The 14127-nt window shown below is 72.0% G+C and carries 11 protein-coding genes; 10 read left to right on the top strand and 1 reads right to left on the bottom strand.

Annotated features, from left to right (window positions below; translation table 11 throughout):
• A partial coding sequence (locus ACIQCH_RS12575; protein WP_402580632.1) for a condensation domain-containing protein occupies positions 1-2423 on the bottom strand: 2423 nt, incomplete at its 3' end.
• Between the two features lie 338 nt (positions 2424-2761).
• Here ACIQCH_RS12575 and ACIQCH_RS12570 point away from each other — a divergent pair.
• From ACIQCH_RS12570 to ACIQCH_RS12525, 10 genes are all read left to right on the top strand, one after another.
• Positions 2762-3964 carry a LeuA family protein gene (locus ACIQCH_RS12570; RefSeq protein ID WP_402580631.1) on the top strand — a complete coding sequence of 401 codons (1203 nt, stop codon included), beginning with the start codon at positions 2762-2764 and terminating at the stop codon, positions 3962-3964.
• Positions 3964-5388, top strand: a complete 1425-nt coding sequence (leuC, locus tag ACIQCH_RS12565; protein ID WP_402580630.1) for a 3-isopropylmalate dehydratase large subunit — start codon at positions 3964-3966, stop codon at positions 5386-5388. The genes ACIQCH_RS12570 and leuC overlap by 1 nt, the downstream gene beginning before the upstream one ends.
• On the top strand, positions 5385-6023 hold the full coding sequence (gene leuD, locus ACIQCH_RS12560; RefSeq protein ID WP_402580629.1) for a 3-isopropylmalate dehydratase small subunit: 639 nt from the start codon (positions 5385-5387) through the stop codon (positions 6021-6023). Before leuC ends, leuD begins: the two co-directional genes overlap by 4 nt.
• The gene (locus ACIQCH_RS12555) at positions 6020-7207 is read left to right on the top strand and encodes a pyridoxal phosphate-dependent aminotransferase (RefSeq protein ID WP_402580628.1); all 1188 of its coding nucleotides are present in this window, start codon (positions 6020-6022) and stop codon (positions 7205-7207) included. Before leuD ends, ACIQCH_RS12555 begins: the two co-directional genes overlap by 4 nt.
• 115 nt (positions 7208-7322) lie before the next feature.
• Positions 7323-8360, top strand: a complete 1038-nt coding sequence (locus ACIQCH_RS12550; protein WP_402580627.1) for an isocitrate/isopropylmalate dehydrogenase family protein — start codon at positions 7323-7325, stop codon at positions 8358-8360.
• Positions 8361-8463: 103 nt separating this feature from the next.
• Positions 8464-9483 carry a TauD/TfdA family dioxygenase gene (locus ACIQCH_RS12545; RefSeq protein WP_402580644.1) on the top strand — a complete coding sequence of 340 codons (1020 nt, stop codon included), beginning with the start codon at positions 8464-8466 and terminating at the stop codon, positions 9481-9483.
• A 100-nt stretch (positions 9484-9583) separates the two neighbouring features.
• Complete coding sequence (locus ACIQCH_RS12540) at positions 9584-11371, top strand: amino acid adenylation domain-containing protein (RefSeq protein WP_402580626.1); 1788 nt, start codon at positions 9584-9586, stop codon at positions 11369-11371.
• A 36-nt stretch (positions 11372-11407) separates the two neighbouring features.
• Positions 11408-12205: a thioesterase II family protein gene (locus tag ACIQCH_RS12535; RefSeq protein WP_402580625.1), complete on the top strand. Its 798-nt coding sequence runs from the start codon at positions 11408-11410 to the stop codon at positions 12203-12205.
• A gap of 17 nt (positions 12206-12222) precedes the next feature.
• Entirely contained in the window at positions 12223-12969 is a 747-nt protein-coding gene (locus ACIQCH_RS12530; protein ID WP_402580624.1) for an aspartyl/asparaginyl beta-hydroxylase domain-containing protein, read from the top strand.
• A gap of 106 nt (positions 12970-13075) precedes the next feature.
• On the top strand, positions 13076-14127 hold a 1052-nt coding region (locus tag ACIQCH_RS12525; protein WP_402580623.1), incomplete at its 3' end, for a condensation domain-containing protein.

The raw sequence follows: 14127 nt of genomic DNA, 5'->3' as shown, positions 1-14127 counted from the left end.
GGACGGTCCAGGTAGCCGCGGGCCAACCCGGGCCCGGTGATCCACAGCTCGCCCGGCACCCCCACCGGCGCCAGCCCCCCGTGCCGGTCCACCACGAGGACCTGCGTGTTGGCGACCGGGCCGCCGATCGGCATGGAGGTGGTGTCCGGTCGGTGCTCGTCCACGACGAAGCAGGTGGCGAGCACGCCGGCCTCGGTGGGGCCGTAGAGGTGCGCGAGCCGTGCCGGGGCGTACGGGCCCGAGAGCAGGGCGTCCGTGATCGAGCGGTCGCCGGCCTCGCCACCGTAGAAGACGGACTTCAGGTCCTTCAGGAGGTCCGGGCGCTCCACCAGGTACTGGTTGAACAGAGGCGTCGGGATGAGGGACGTCGAGACGGCGTGGTGGGCGAGGGCCTCGGCGAAGGGCTCGCTGCCGGCGAGCACCTTCGGGTCGAGGATCGCCATCGTGGCGCCGGCGGTGAGGACGGGCCAGCATTCGAGGGCGAAGGAGTCCCAGGCGAAGTTGAGGATCTGGGAGACGACGTCCCCGGCCGTGATCGTGTGGAACCAGTTGTTGGTGATCAGGCGACAGATGGACCGGTGCTCGATCTGGACGCCCTTGGGGGTGCCGGTGGAGCCGGAGGTGTAGATGACGTAGGCGAGGTCACGGGCTCCCGTGGGGGTGACCGGGTCGTCCGCCGGCTGACCGTCCAGCACCAGCCGGTCGAGGGCGAGCAGCGGCGTGCCGGTGTGCTCCAGGCGGGCGGTCAGGTGCGCGTGGGTCAGCACCAGCGGGGCCGCCGACTCCTCCAGCATGAAGGCCAGGCGGGAGGCGGGGTTCTCCGGGTCCAGGGGGAGGTAGGCGGCGCCGGCCTTGAGGACGGCGAGCAGCGCGGTGATCATGTCGACGCCGCGGTCGAGGCAGATCGCCACGAGGGTGTCGGTGCCCACGCCCCGGTCGATCAGGTGGTGCGCGAGCCGGTTCGCCCGCTCGTTCAGCTCCCGGTACGTGAGCGTGCTGTCGTGGTGGACCACGGCGACGGCGTCGGGGGCGAGCCGCACCTGGTTCTCGAAGAGGTGGTGGATGGTGGTGTCGTCCGCGTAGTCGACCGTGGTGTCGTTGAACTCGACCAGGATCTGGTGCCGTTCGGCATCGGTGAGCAGGCGGACCTCACCCAGGGAGCGGTGCGGGTCCCGGGCGACGTCGGCCAGGGCGGTCACGAAGTGACCGGTCAGCCGCTCGATGGTCGCCGCGTCGAACAGCTCCGTCGCGAACGTCGCCTCGCCCGACAGGCTCCCGTCCGCCTCCTCCGTCAGGAACACCGACACGTCGACCTTGGAGACCTTCGAGCTCACCGCGACGGGTTCCAGGGTCAGCCCGGGGATCTCGTACGGGGACGAGGCCGCGCCGTCGAGGCTGAAGCCCACCTGGACGAGGGGGTTGCGGCTGAGGTCGCGCTCGGGGGTCAGCTCCTCGACCAGCCGGTCGAACGGCAGGTCCTGGTGCGCGTACGCGTCCAGCGTCGACTGCCGCACCTGCTCCAGCACCTCCGCGAACGTCGCCTCCGCCGCCAGGTCCGCACGCATCACCAGCGTGTTCACGAAGAACCCGACCAGCTCCTCCAACTCCGCCCGGTTCCGACCGGCGATCGGCACGCCCACCGCGATGTCGCTCTGCCCGCTCCACCGCGCCAACACCAGCTGGAACACCGCCAACGTGGTCATGAACAACGACGCGTTGTACCGGGCCGCCAGCTCACGCAGCGACCCCACCGTCGACGCCGGCACCGTGAAGGTGCGGGTGTCACCGGCTCCCGAGCGCACCCGGGGCCGGGGCCGGTCGGTGGGCAGTTCCAGCGTCTCCAACCCGGCCAGCCGCGCCCGCCAGTAGTCGAGATGCCGGTCGAGCCCGGAACCGGAGAGCCGGTCCTGCTGCCACAGGGCGAAGTCGGGGTACTGGAGGGGAAGTTCGGCTAGGGAGGAAGCGCCCTCCACGTAGAACGTGCGCAGCTCGTCGACGAGGACGCCCATCGACCAGCCGTCCACCACGATGTGGTGCATCGACAACGCCAGCAGATGGTCGTCCGCACCCAACCGCACCGTCATCGCCCGCAGCAGCCGGCCCCCACCGAGGTCGAACGGCCGGTGCCCGAACGACTCCACGACCGAACGCCCGGACCGCAGCGGGTCGGCGTCGGCGCTGACGTCCACCGCCTCGACCGCCACCCGCCACGGATCCTCCACCACCTGCACCGGATCACCCTCCGGCCCCGTCGCGAACCGCGTCCGCAGCACCTCGTGCCGCACCACCAACGCATCCAACGCCGCACCCAACGCCACCCCGTCCAACGGACCACGCACCCGGAACGCCACCGGCACCACGTACTCCGCACTCCCCGGATCCAACTGGTCCAAGAACCACAGACGCTGCTGCGCGAACGACAACGGAACCTCCCGCACGCCCTCCGCACGGCGACCGATCCGACCGGCCGCTCCCGCGCGCCGCATTCGAGAAAGAAGGCGTGCCTCGGAGGAGAAGTCGCCCATTAAAATCACTCCTTGATTCACAGCTCGATGCATGGTCAGTTGCGCGCTCGGACCTCATTGTCCAAGCCCCCTCCATTCGGCCACTATCGGTGCGCTATTTTGCCGAGAGGGCTTGACGGACCGCGTTCCGAGCCGCGTAAAGTCACCGCCGTTGGCCAAAAAGGCCCCGCTACCCGCACGGTTCGACCCCCTGGTCCCGTGCCCTATCGGTGGCGTTCTTGCGAAAAGGCGGAATCATGACTTCTAGTTCTGCGACCCCTGCCCGTCGGCTGCGCGTGTTCGACTCCACGCTCCGCGACGGCGAGCAGGCCCCCGGCAACGCGATGAACCCGGAGGAGAAGCTGGAACTGGCCCTCGCGATCGAGGCCACCGGCGTCGACACCATCGAGGCCGGATTCCCCAGCTCCTCCCCGAGCGACTTCGAGGCGACCAAGCTCATCGCCCAGGCGCTCACGACCGCCAAGGTCGCCACTCTGAACCGGGCGGTCCGTGAGGACATCGAGCTGGCGGCCGAGGCCGGCGGTATCGACCACCAGGTCCAGATCATGGCCACGGGCAGCGACGTCCACCTGGAGCACAAGCGCGGTCTCACCCGGGTCGAGGGCCTGGACGAGATCATCGACAGCATCCGGTTCGCCACCGAGCTGGGCTTCACCGACATCACTCTGGGCATCGAGGACGCCAGCCGCGGCTCCGACGACCTGCTGCGTCCCCTGATCGAGGCCGGTGTCGAGGCGGGTGCCCGCACCGTCGCCCTGGCCGACACCACGGGCTGCCTGATCCCCTCGGAATTCGGCGCCCAGGTGGCCCGGGTGCGTTCCTGGATCCCTGACGACGTCATCCTCTCCACCCACTGCCACCAGGACCTCGGTCTCTCCCTGGCCAATGCGCTGGCCGGCGTCGAGGCGGGCGCGGACGAGGTGCAGGCGACCCTCGCCGGAATCGGTGAGCGCGCCGGCAACACCCCGCTGGAGGAGCTGGCCGCGGTACTCCTCTACAAGGGCGAGCAGCTCGGCGTGACCAGCCGTCTGCGCACCGAGAAGCTGTACGACGCCTATCTGATCCTCAGCCGGATCATCGGAATGTCGACGCCCCGCAACAAGGCCGTTTTCGGCGACAACGCATTCGCCACCCAGGCCGGCATCCACCAGGCCGGAATGCTGCGCAATCCGGTGACGTACGAATACGTGGAGCCGCACCTCTTCGGCCGTGAGCGCGGAATTCTCATCGGCCGCCATTCCGGCCGTAGCGTCATCCGGAACCTCTTCGACCAGATGGGTCTGGGAATCGAGCGCGAACTGCTCGACGAGATCTACGACACCTACATCGCCGGCCGCAAGGACGGCACCTGCATCGAGCTCGGCGACCTGCGCGAGATCATCACCGCCCGGCTGCTCCGCACCACCGCCCCTGCCGCCCAGATGGCGGTGACCGGCTGATGGCCACCACCGAGCGCAACCTGATCGAGAAGGTCTGGGAGAGCCACGTCGTCGACCAGGCGCCGGGCGAGCCCGATCTCCTCTACATCGACCTCCACCTCCTCCACGAGGCCAGCTCGCCGCAGGCGTTCGACGGTCTGCAGCTGGCCGGGCGCCGGGTCCGCAGGCCCGACCTGGCCCTGGCCCTCGAAGACCACAACGTGCCCACGAACACGCTGTTCGTGAAGGACGCGATGGGCAGCGCCCAGCTGGAGCGCCTCCGCGAGAACTGCGAGGAGCAGGGCATCGAGCTGTTCTCGCTGGGCGACGACCGGCAGGGCATCGTCCACGTCGTGGCCCCGGAGCTCGGCTTCGTGCGCCCCGGCATGACCGTGGTCTGCGGTGACAGCCACACCTCCACGCACGGCGCGTTCGGCGCCCTCGCCTTCGGCGTGGGCACCAGCGACGTCGAGCACGTGCTCGCCACCCAGACCCTCGCCCTCCAGCGCCCGAGGACCATGTCGGTCGAGTTCGTCGGCGAGCCGCCGGCGGACGTGACCCCGAAGGACCTGATCCTGGCCCTGATCGCGCACATCGGCGCGAACGGCGCCAACGGGTACGCGATCGAGTACCGCGGCAAGGCCGTCGAGAGCCTCTCCATGGAGGGGCGGATGACGGTCTGCAACATGAGCATCGAGGCCGGAGCCCGCGCGGGCCTCATCGCCCCGGACGACACCACCCTCGCCTACCTGCGCGAGCGCTGGGACCCGGCCGCCGCGGCCGACTGGGACGAGGCCGTCGCCTACTGGCGGTCCCTGCGGACCGACGAGGGCGCCGCCTTCGACCGGGTGGTCGAGCTGGACGTCACCGGTCTCAAGCCGTTCGTCACCTGGGGCACGAACCCCGGACAGGCGGTCCCACTGGACTCGGCGGTCCCGGCCCCCGAGGACTTCGCCACCGGTCCCGAGCAGGACGCCGCCCGCCGGGCCCAGGAGTACATGGGCCTGGAGCCGCACGTCCGGATGCGCGACATCGAGATCAACACGGTCTTCCTCGGCTCCTGCACCAACGGCCGCATCGAGGACCTGCGGGCCGCGGCCGACGTGCTGCGCGGCCGCAAGGTGGCGGCGTCGATCAAGATGCTCGTCGTCCCGGGCTCGATGGCCGTCCGCGCCCAGGCCGAGGACGAGGGCCTGCACCAGGTGTTCCTGGACGCGGGCGCGGAGTGGCGGCTCTCCGGATGCTCCATGTGCATGGGCATCAACGCCGACCGGCTCCAGGGCATCCAGCGCGTCGCCTCCACGTCGAACCGCAACTACGAGGGTCGCCAGGGCACCCACGCCCGCACCCACCTGGTCTCGCCGGTGGTCGCCGCCGCCACCGCCGTCGCCGGCCGCCTGGCCGCACCGACCGAACTGACCACCCCGCAGGGAGAGAAGGCATGAGAGAGCCGCTCAAGGCGCACACCGGCCGGGCCGTGGCTCTGCGCCGGGACGACGTCGACACCGACCAGATCATCCCCGCCGAGTTCTGCAAGCGCCTGACCAAGTCCGGCTACGCCGACACCCTGTTCGGCCACTGGCGCAAGGAGGACGACTTCGTCCTCAACCAGCCGGAGCACCAGGGCGCCAGCGTCCTGGTCGCGGGCCACAACTTCGGTACGGGCAGCTCGCGCGAGCACGCCGTCTGGGCGCTGCGCGACTGGGGCTTCCGCGCCGTCATCGCCACCAGCTTCGGCGACATCTTCCTGCGCAACGCCCTGAAGAACGGCCTGCTGGCCGTGGCCCTGCCGGTTCCCGTCGTGGCCGAGCTGACCGAACTGGCCGCGGCCGACCCCGCCTTCGAGATCACCGTCGACCTCCAGGAGCTGACCGTCACCGCCGCCGGGAAGACCTGGGAGTTCGAGGCGGACCACCGCGCCCGCTGGCTCCTCCTCAACGGCCTCGACGACATCGACGTCACCCTCCGCAAGTCCGACGCGATCGCCGCCTACGAAGCGGGCCGGCCGGCCTGGATGACCAGCATCACCCGCGGGACCTACTCGTCCCCGGACGCGGCGAAGCTGCGACGGGCCTCGTGACCGGCGAGGCAGGGGCGCGCGGGGGCCGCCGGGCGGCGGTCTCCGGCCGGGCCGCCCGGATCCCCCGGGGCAACCTCGCCGAGCTGTTCGTGCTCGCGCGCGAGCGCGGCGCGATCGACCTGGCCGTGGGTACGCCCGGCGCGCCCGAGACGCCCCGGCCGTTGGTCGAGGAGGCCGTACGGGCACTGCGCGGCGGGGCCAACCAGTACGAGTTCCCGCAGGGCGGCGCGGACGTCCGCCGCAGGATCGCGGAGTCCTTCACCACCCCCGCAGACCCGGACACCGAGCTGACCATCACCGTCGGCGGCACCGAGGCGCTGTGCGTGGCGCTGTTCTCCCTGGTCGACCCGGGCGACGAGGTCGTCGTCCTCGACCCGTACTACGAGAACTTCCTCGGCGCCATCGAACTGGCCGGTGCCCGGCCCCGGTTCGTCCGGCTGCACGAACCGGCGGGTCCGCACGCTCCCGACTGGCGGCTCGACCCCGACGAGCTGGCCGCCGCCTTCGGCCCGGCCACGCGGGCGATCATCCTCAACACCCCGGCGAACCCGACGGGCCAGACCCTCACGGCCGAGGACTTCGAGCTGATCGCCGCGCTGTGCGAGCGGTGGGACGTGACCGTGATCGCCGACGAGGTCTACGCGAACCTCGTCTTCGACGGCCGGGCGCACCTGTCGGTCGCCGACGTGCCGTCCCTGCGGGACCGCAGCGTCGTCGTGGGCTCGCTGTCCAAGAGCCACGCGATCAGCGGCTGGCGACTCGGATTCCTGCGGGCCCGCCCCGAACTGACCGCCGTCTTCCGACGGGTCCACGAGATCACCACCAACGGGGCCGCGGCCCCGCTCCAGCTGGCGGCCGGCCTCACGGACCTCTTCGACGCCGGGTCCCTCACGGCTGCCAAGGAGCTGGCCCGGGCACGCGACGAGGCGGCCGACATCCTCTCCCGGATGGGGCTGACCTTCCGGACGCCCCGGGGCGGCTGCTTCATCCTGGCCGACATCCGCGGCGCCACGGACGAGGACTGCCGGACGTACGTACGGCGCGTGCTGGAGGAGTCCGCCGTGCTCCTCGCGCCCGGCACCCCGTTCTTCGCCGACGAGCAGCGCGGCCGCCACTACGTCCGCGTGGCCTTCAACCGCTCCCCGCAGGTCCTGGCGGACGCCCGCCGGCGCCTGCTGCCGTGACCGGCGCCCGGCACCCCGGCACCCCGGCACCCCGGCACCCCGGCAGCGACCGCACCGGCCGGCCCCACGGCCGAGCGACCACCCACCACACCACCCCACGAACAGTGAGATCCACATGACCAAGACTGTGACCGTCATCCCCGGTGACGGCATCGGGCCCGAGGTGACGCGGGAGGCCCTGGAGACCCTCGACGCGCTCGGCCTCGACCTCCGCTTCGACGTCCTGGACCACGTCAACGCCGACACCTACCTGCGCACCGGCGTATCCCTCTCCGACGAGGACTTCGAGCGCATCAAGGCGAGCGACGCCGTGCTCTTCGGCGCCATCGGCGACCCCCGGGTCAAGACCTCCGACTACGGCCGCGGCGTCCTGCTGCGGCTCCGCTTCGACCTCGACCTCTTCGTCAACCACCGTCCGGCCACCCTGCTCCACGAGGACCTGAGCCCCCTGCGCGACGGCCGCAGCCGCGCCATCGACTGCGTCATCGTCCGTGAGAACACCGAGGGTCTGTACACGGACATCGGCGGCGTGCTCCGCGGCAACACCGAGCACGAGACCGCCGTTGACGCCGACGTCAGCACGTACATGGGTGTCTCGCGCGTCGTGGAGTACGCCTACTCCATCGCTCGGCGCGGGGTGTGCATGGTCGACAAGTCCAACGCCGTCCGGCACGGCGGCCAGGTCTGGCAGCGGGCCTTCAAGGAGGCCGCCGCCCGCCGCCCGGAGATCGCCTCCACCCACCTCTACGTCGATGCCGCCGCGATGAAGTTCATCTCCGACCCGGCGCAGTTCGACGTGATCGTCACCAACAACTCCTACGGCGACATCCTCAGCGACCTGGCGGCCATGCTCGCCGGCGGCCTCGGCAACGCCGCCTCCGCCAACATCAACCCGGTCACCGGCTTCGGCCTCTACGAGCCGGTGCACGGCAGCGCCCCCGACATCGCCGGCCAGGGGATCGGCAACCCCTTCGGCGCCATCCTCAGCTCCGCCCTGATGCTCGAGAACCTGGGCTGGGCCGCCGAGGCCGGTGCGCTCCGCCGTGCCGTCGGCACCGCGATCAGCCAGGGCCGGGTCACCCCGGACCTGGGCGGCACCTTCGGCACCAAGGAGGCCGGCGAGGCGGTCCGCAAGGCCCTCGTCGCTCCGTGACGGCCGGCCCCGTGCCGCATGCCGTGGCGAGCGCCGCGCACCCCACGCCGCGGCGACGGCCCGTACGGCATCCCTCCCACCTACGAAAGGAACCCTGTTGAGCATCACCACCGCAGAAGACGCCGTGGCCCTGGACTGGCGGACGGCTCCCGGCAAGCCGGCCACGGCACGGGTCCCCGCCTTCGCCGACATCGACGGGGCCTGCGCATGGCTGACGGAGCGCCTCCCGGAGCTGACGGCGGCCCTGCACGAGCACGGCGCCCTGTACCTGCGCGGACTGCCGGTGCGGACGGTGGCGGACTTCGGCCGCGTGCGGGACGTCCTGGTCCCGGAGCGCACCCCGTACCGCGAGAAGGCCACCCCGCGCAGCAGCTTCGGCGACGACGTCTTCTCCTCCACGGACCTGCCTCCGTCGCAGTCCATCCGCATGCACAACGAGAACAGCTACACCCTGACCTTCCCCCGCGCGCTGCTGTTCGGCTGCCTGGTCGCCCCGGCCGAACAGGGCGCCACCCCGGTCGCCGACGTCCGCAAGGTGCTGGCGAACGTCCCGCCGGGCCTCGCCGAGAAGATGCGGGCGCAGGGCTGGCTGCTGCACCGCAGCTACTCGGACTACATCTCCACCGACTGGAAGACCGCCTTCGCCACCGAGGACCCTGCGGACGTCGAGCGGTACTGCGCCGAGAACCGCATCGCCCACGCCTGGCAGGAGGACGGCAACCTGCGCACCAGCCAGCTCCGCCCCGGGACCATCCGCCACCCGGACACGGGCGAGGAGGTGTGGTTCAACCACCTGGTCTTCTGGAACGAGTGGGCGCTGGACGAGGAGCTCCGCGACACCCTCGTCGACGAGTTCGGCCGCGACGGGCTGCCGTTCAACACCTCCTTCGGTGACGGCACCCCGCTCACCCGCGCGGACCTGGACGCCCTCCAGGAGGCGTACGACCGGGCCACCGTCCGCGAGCAGTGGCAGGTCGGCGACGTGATGCTCGTCGACAACATCCTGACCGCGCACGGCCGGGACCCCTTCCGCGGCGACCGGAAGATCGTCGTCGCCATGGGCAATCCGATCGGGATCGAGGAGTGCCGGCCCTCCGTGCGCCCCGCCGCGCGCTTCGCCTGAGCCGCCCGGCCTTCCTCCGCCGCCGCGCCACCTCCCCCGATCCGTCCGCACTGTCCGCACCCTCCGCATCCCGCATCCGCCGCTTCAAGGAGCGTGTCCCATGACCGTCCTCGCCGAGCAACCGCTCGACGCGCTCGCCCGCTTCCTGCGGGCGGCCCGCAGCCACCCCGACCGCCCCGCCGTCCACGGCACCGACGGCTCCCTGACCTTCGCCGCGCTCGAAGAGCGCACCCGGCTGCTGGCCGGCGCGCTCATCGCCCGCGGTGTCACCCCGGGCGACCGGGTGGGCATCCACCTGGAGCGCGGCGCGCAGCTCGTCGTCGCCCTGCTCGCCACCTGGCGCGCGGGGGCCGCCTACGTCCCGCTCGACCGGGCCTACCCGCACGAGCGGCTCGCCTTCATGGCCGAGGAAGCCGGCATCCAGGTCCTCGTCGCCGGCGAGGGGGCCGACACCCGGTTCGCGCCGGCCGGCGTCGAGGTCGTCGACCCGGCCGCCCCCGGCCCGTCCGCCGCCGTGCCGGTCGACGACCTGCCGGCCGCGGACGCGGCCGCGTACGTCATCTTCACCTCCGGCTCCACCGGTCGCCCCAAGGGCGTGGCGGCCACTCGCGCCGGCGTCGCCTCCCTGATCTCGGCCCTGGAGGAGTTCGGCGCCTACGCCCCCGAGCCGCGCACGGTCGCGTGGAACGCCAGCGTCTCCTTCGACGCCTCCGTCCAGCAGTGGGCCCGCGTCTGCCGGGGCGACAGCGTCGTCGTCCTGGACGAGGAGGTGCGCAAGGACCCCGAGCGGCTGACCGAGCTGCTCGACGAGCACGGCGTCACCGACCTCGACCTCACCCCGTCCCACTGGGAGATGCTGCGCACCGCCCTGCTGCGGCCGCGCGCCGACGGCCGCGTACCGCGCCTGTTCATGGGCGGCGAGCCGGTGCCGGAGCGCACCTGGCGCGAGCTGTCCGACGCCGCCGCGCGGGGCGTCCTCGACGCGCTCAACCTCTACGGGCCCACGGAGTGCACCGTCGACGCGACCGCCGCTTGGATCATCGGCGAGGGCCCGCACATCGGCGACGCCCTGCCCGGCAACCGCCTCCACGTCCTCGACGGGGAGGGGCGGCAGGTGCCCGACGGCGAGGCCGGCGAGCTGTACATCGCGGGGCCGCGCCTGGCGCTGGGCTACGTGAACCAGCCGGAGCTGACCGCCGAGCGCTTCCCCACCGACCCGTTCGGTGCGCCCGGCGAGCGCATGTACCGGACCGGTGACCTGGTGCGGCGCACGCCCCACGGCCTGGAGTTCCTCGGCAGGGCCGACCGGCAGGTGAAGTTCCGCGGCTACCGGATGGAGCTCGGGGAGATCGAGCACGCCCTCGCCGCCCACCCGGACGTGGCCACCGCCGTCGTGGTGGTCCGACCGGCCGACGCCGCAGACGCGGGCGACCGCCTCGTCGCCTACCTGGTCCCGGCCGCCGGTGCGCCGACCGCCCCCGCACTGCTGCGCAAGCACGCCGCGCAGAGCCTGCCGGAGTTCATGCTCCCGTCCGACTACGTGTTCCTCGGCACGCTCCCGCTGACCCCCAACGGCAAGATCGACACCGCCGCCCTGCCCGCCCCCGAGGCCGCGCCCGTCGCGGCGGCCGGCGAGGGCCGGGCCGTGCACACCGAGACCGAGCGGCTCATCGCGGGCGTCTGGTCGGAGGTCCTGGGCCGCCCGGAGATCGGCGCCGAGGACGACTTCTTCGCGCTCGGCGGCCACTCCCTCATGGCGCTGCGCGTGGTCGGGCGCCTCAAGAAGGACCTGGGACGTCCGGTCCCCGTCAAGGACGTCTACAAGCACCCTCGGCTGCGCGACCTGGCCGCCTACGTCGACGGCCTGCGCGACCCGTCCGACGCCTGACGCACCACCCCGACGACAGAAACGGAGATCCACACCGTGCAGGACACCATTGTGGTCCGCCCCCGCAAGGTCGCGGACGCCCGCCTCAGGCTCGTCTGCCTCGGCTTCTGCGGCGGCGGCGCCGGGTCGTACGTACCGTGGGCCGACGTCCTCCCCGAGGGCGTCGAGCTGGCCGCGATCTGCTATCCCGGCCGGGAGGGCCGGTTCGCGGAAGACTGCGCCGAGGACTGGGACGCGCTGGCCGAGGACGCCGTCCGGGCCGTGCTCTCCGCCGCCGACACCGACTACGTGCTCTTCGGGCACAGCATGGGCGGCTGGATGGCCTTCGACGTCGCCGCCCGGATCGAGGAGCGCGGCGGCCCGCTCCCCAAGGCCCTCGTCGTCTCCTCGGCCAACGCGCCGAGCCGCGGCCTGACCGTGCAGGACATGTTCCCCGCCCAGCGGGACTCCGACGAGCAGATCATGCACTGGATGGAGACGTTCGGCCTGCTGCCGCAGTACGTCCTCGACGACCCCGACCTCCGTGACATGGCGCTGGAGCTGATGCGGGCCGACGTGCGGGTCCGGGACACCTTCTACCACCGCGAGGGCGCCCGGGTCGGCGTACCGGTCCAGGTGATCAACGGAGACTCCGACGAGGTGATCGACCCCCGTGCCCCCGAGCAGTGGCGCCGCCTCGCGGCCGGCGACTACCGCCACGACGTCCTGCCCGGCGGCCACTTCTACACCCCGGAGATCTGGGCCTCGCTGCCCACCCGGATCGCCGCCCTGTACGCGGACGCCGCCGAGCCCGCCCCGCGCGCCGAGGCCGCCGAGCCGGCCGTCGCCGCCTGACGCAGAGAGAGCCAGACATGACCCCCGAGATCGAGCGGATCTTCCAGGACGTCAAGGACCGGTACGGGGCCGACTCCGTCACCCGCGTCGAAGAGATGCTGTACATGAAGCAGCAGGAGCGCCACCCCCTGCAGAAGGGCGCCAAGTGGATCCTGCCGGGGATCTCGCAGATCCCCTGGCACGACCCGCACGGGCACCCCGAGATCGCGCCGGTCGTCCGCGCCTTCGAGGCCGGACACGCCGCCATCAAGGCGGAGCTGGACGCGGCGTGGGCCGAGCGCAAGAGCGCCTTCTCCGACTACGAGCACTACCTGACCCGCCAGGAGAACTGGCAGGCGCTGTACCTGTTCCGCGACGGCGCCCCCGTGGAGTCCTCGGCCCCGCTGGTGCCCACCGCGTACGAGGTCCTGACCCGGGAGGTCCTGGAGCAGGGCAAGCTCTGCACGCTCCTGGAGAGCCACTTCTCGACGCTGCTGCCCGGCGCCTCGATCGCCCCGCACTGCGACCTGTGGAACTTCAGCATCAACCTGCACCTCGCGGTGGACATCCCCGAAGGATGCGGCATCACCGTGGCCGGCGAGACCCGGCAGTGGAAGGAGGGCGAGTGCCTGCTCTTCGACTACTCCTTCGAGCACGAGGCGTGGAACGACGGCGTCCGGCCGCGCACCTGCCTCCTCCTGGACCTGTGGCACCCGGAGACGACCGTCCCCGAGCGCGAGGCCCTCACCGGCCTCATCACCGAGATCCGCAAGCTCATGGCCTGAGGGGTGCCCCGGGCTGCCATTCCTGCGGAGCGGCCCGGCAGCGAACCGCAGCGACCCGCTTGTCCCATCCGGAATTTCTTTTTGTTCGATTACTGAGGAGTGAATGGTGAACGTGTCCGTGCAGGAGGAAATTCTGTGTGGGTTGTTCCGCGAGGTGCTGGGCGTGGAGCGGGTGGGGGTCGACGACAACTTCTTCGCCCTCGGCGGTCAGTCGCTGCTCGCGACGCGTCTGGTGAGCCGGGTGCGCGCGGTGCTGGGGTGCGAGGTGGGGGTCCGGGACCTCTTCCGCGCCCCGACGGTACGGGAGTTCGCCCGCCGCCTGACCTCCGCGACCGCCGGTGACCGGCCCGCCCTGACCCCCGTCGAGCGCACCGCCGACCTGCCGGTCTCCTACGCGCAGCGCCGCCTGTGGTTCCTCGGCCAGATGGAAGGACCCAGCTCCACCTACAACGTCCCCTGGCTCATCCGCCTCACCGGCCACCTCGACCTCACCGCCCTCGAAGCGGCCCTCAACGACGTCGTCGCCCGCCACGAAGCCCTCCGCACCGTCTTCCCCGCCGCGAGCGGCGAACCCCTCCAGTCCGTCCTCCCCGCCGAGGACGCCCGCGTCACCCTCGAACGCACCGACGTCCCCGCGGCAGGACTGGACGCCGCGGTGACCGCGGCGGCCGGGCACGTCTTCGACCTCGCGTCCGAGATCCCGGTCCGCGCACGGGTGTTCCGGACCTCGGAGGACGAGCACGTCCTCCTGCTGCTCCTGCACCACATCGCCTGCGACGGCTGGTCCGTGGGCCCGCTCGGCCGCGACCTGGGCGCGGCGTACGGCGCCCGTCTCGCCGGGGTCGCCCCGGCCTGGGACGCCCTCCCGGTGCAGTACGCGGACTACGCCGTCTGGCAGCACGACCTCCTCGGTGCCGCCGACGACCCGGAGAGCACAGGAGTACGCCAGCTGGCGTACTGGCGGCGGCAGCTGGCCGACCTCCCCGAGGTCCTGAAGCTGCCGACCGACCGCGAGCGCCCGGCGGTCGCCTCGCACCGGGGCGGCATCCACCGGTTCGATGTCCCGGCGGCCCTGCACGCCCGCCTCACCGACCTGGCCCGCGACAACCAGGCCACCCTCTTCATGGTCGTGCAGGCCGCGGTCGCCACCCTCCTGAC

Origin of the sequence: Streptomyces sp. NPDC093225 (assembly GCF_044753805.1) — a bacterium.
In the GTDB taxonomy this organism is placed as follows: Bacteria; Actinomycetota; Actinomycetes; order Streptomycetales; family Streptomycetaceae; genus Streptomyces.
This window is presented reverse-complemented; position numbering and strand designations above follow the sequence as displayed.

Bases quoted from the DNA above. Each gene is read 5' to 3' on its own strand.
- ACIQCH_RS12570 (WP_402580631.1), top strand. From the start codon at position 2,762: ATGACTTCTAGTTCTGCGACCCCTGCCCGTCGGCTGCGCGTGTTCGAC.
- leuC (WP_402580630.1), top strand. From the start codon at position 3,964: ATGGCCACCACCGAGCGCAACCTGATCGAGAAGGTCTGGGAGAGCCAC.
- leuD (WP_402580629.1), top strand. From the start codon at position 5,385: ATGAGAGAGCCGCTCAAGGCGCACACCGGCCGGGCCGTGGCTCTGCGC.
- ACIQCH_RS12550 (WP_402580627.1), top strand. From the start codon at position 7,323: ATGACCAAGACTGTGACCGTCATCCCCGGTGACGGCATCGGGCCCGAG.
- ACIQCH_RS12540 (WP_402580626.1), top strand. From the start codon at position 9,584: ATGACCGTCCTCGCCGAGCAACCGCTCGACGCGCTCGCCCGCTTCCTG.
- ACIQCH_RS12530 (WP_402580624.1), top strand. From the start codon at position 12,223: ATGACCCCCGAGATCGAGCGGATCTTCCAGGACGTCAAGGACCGGTAC.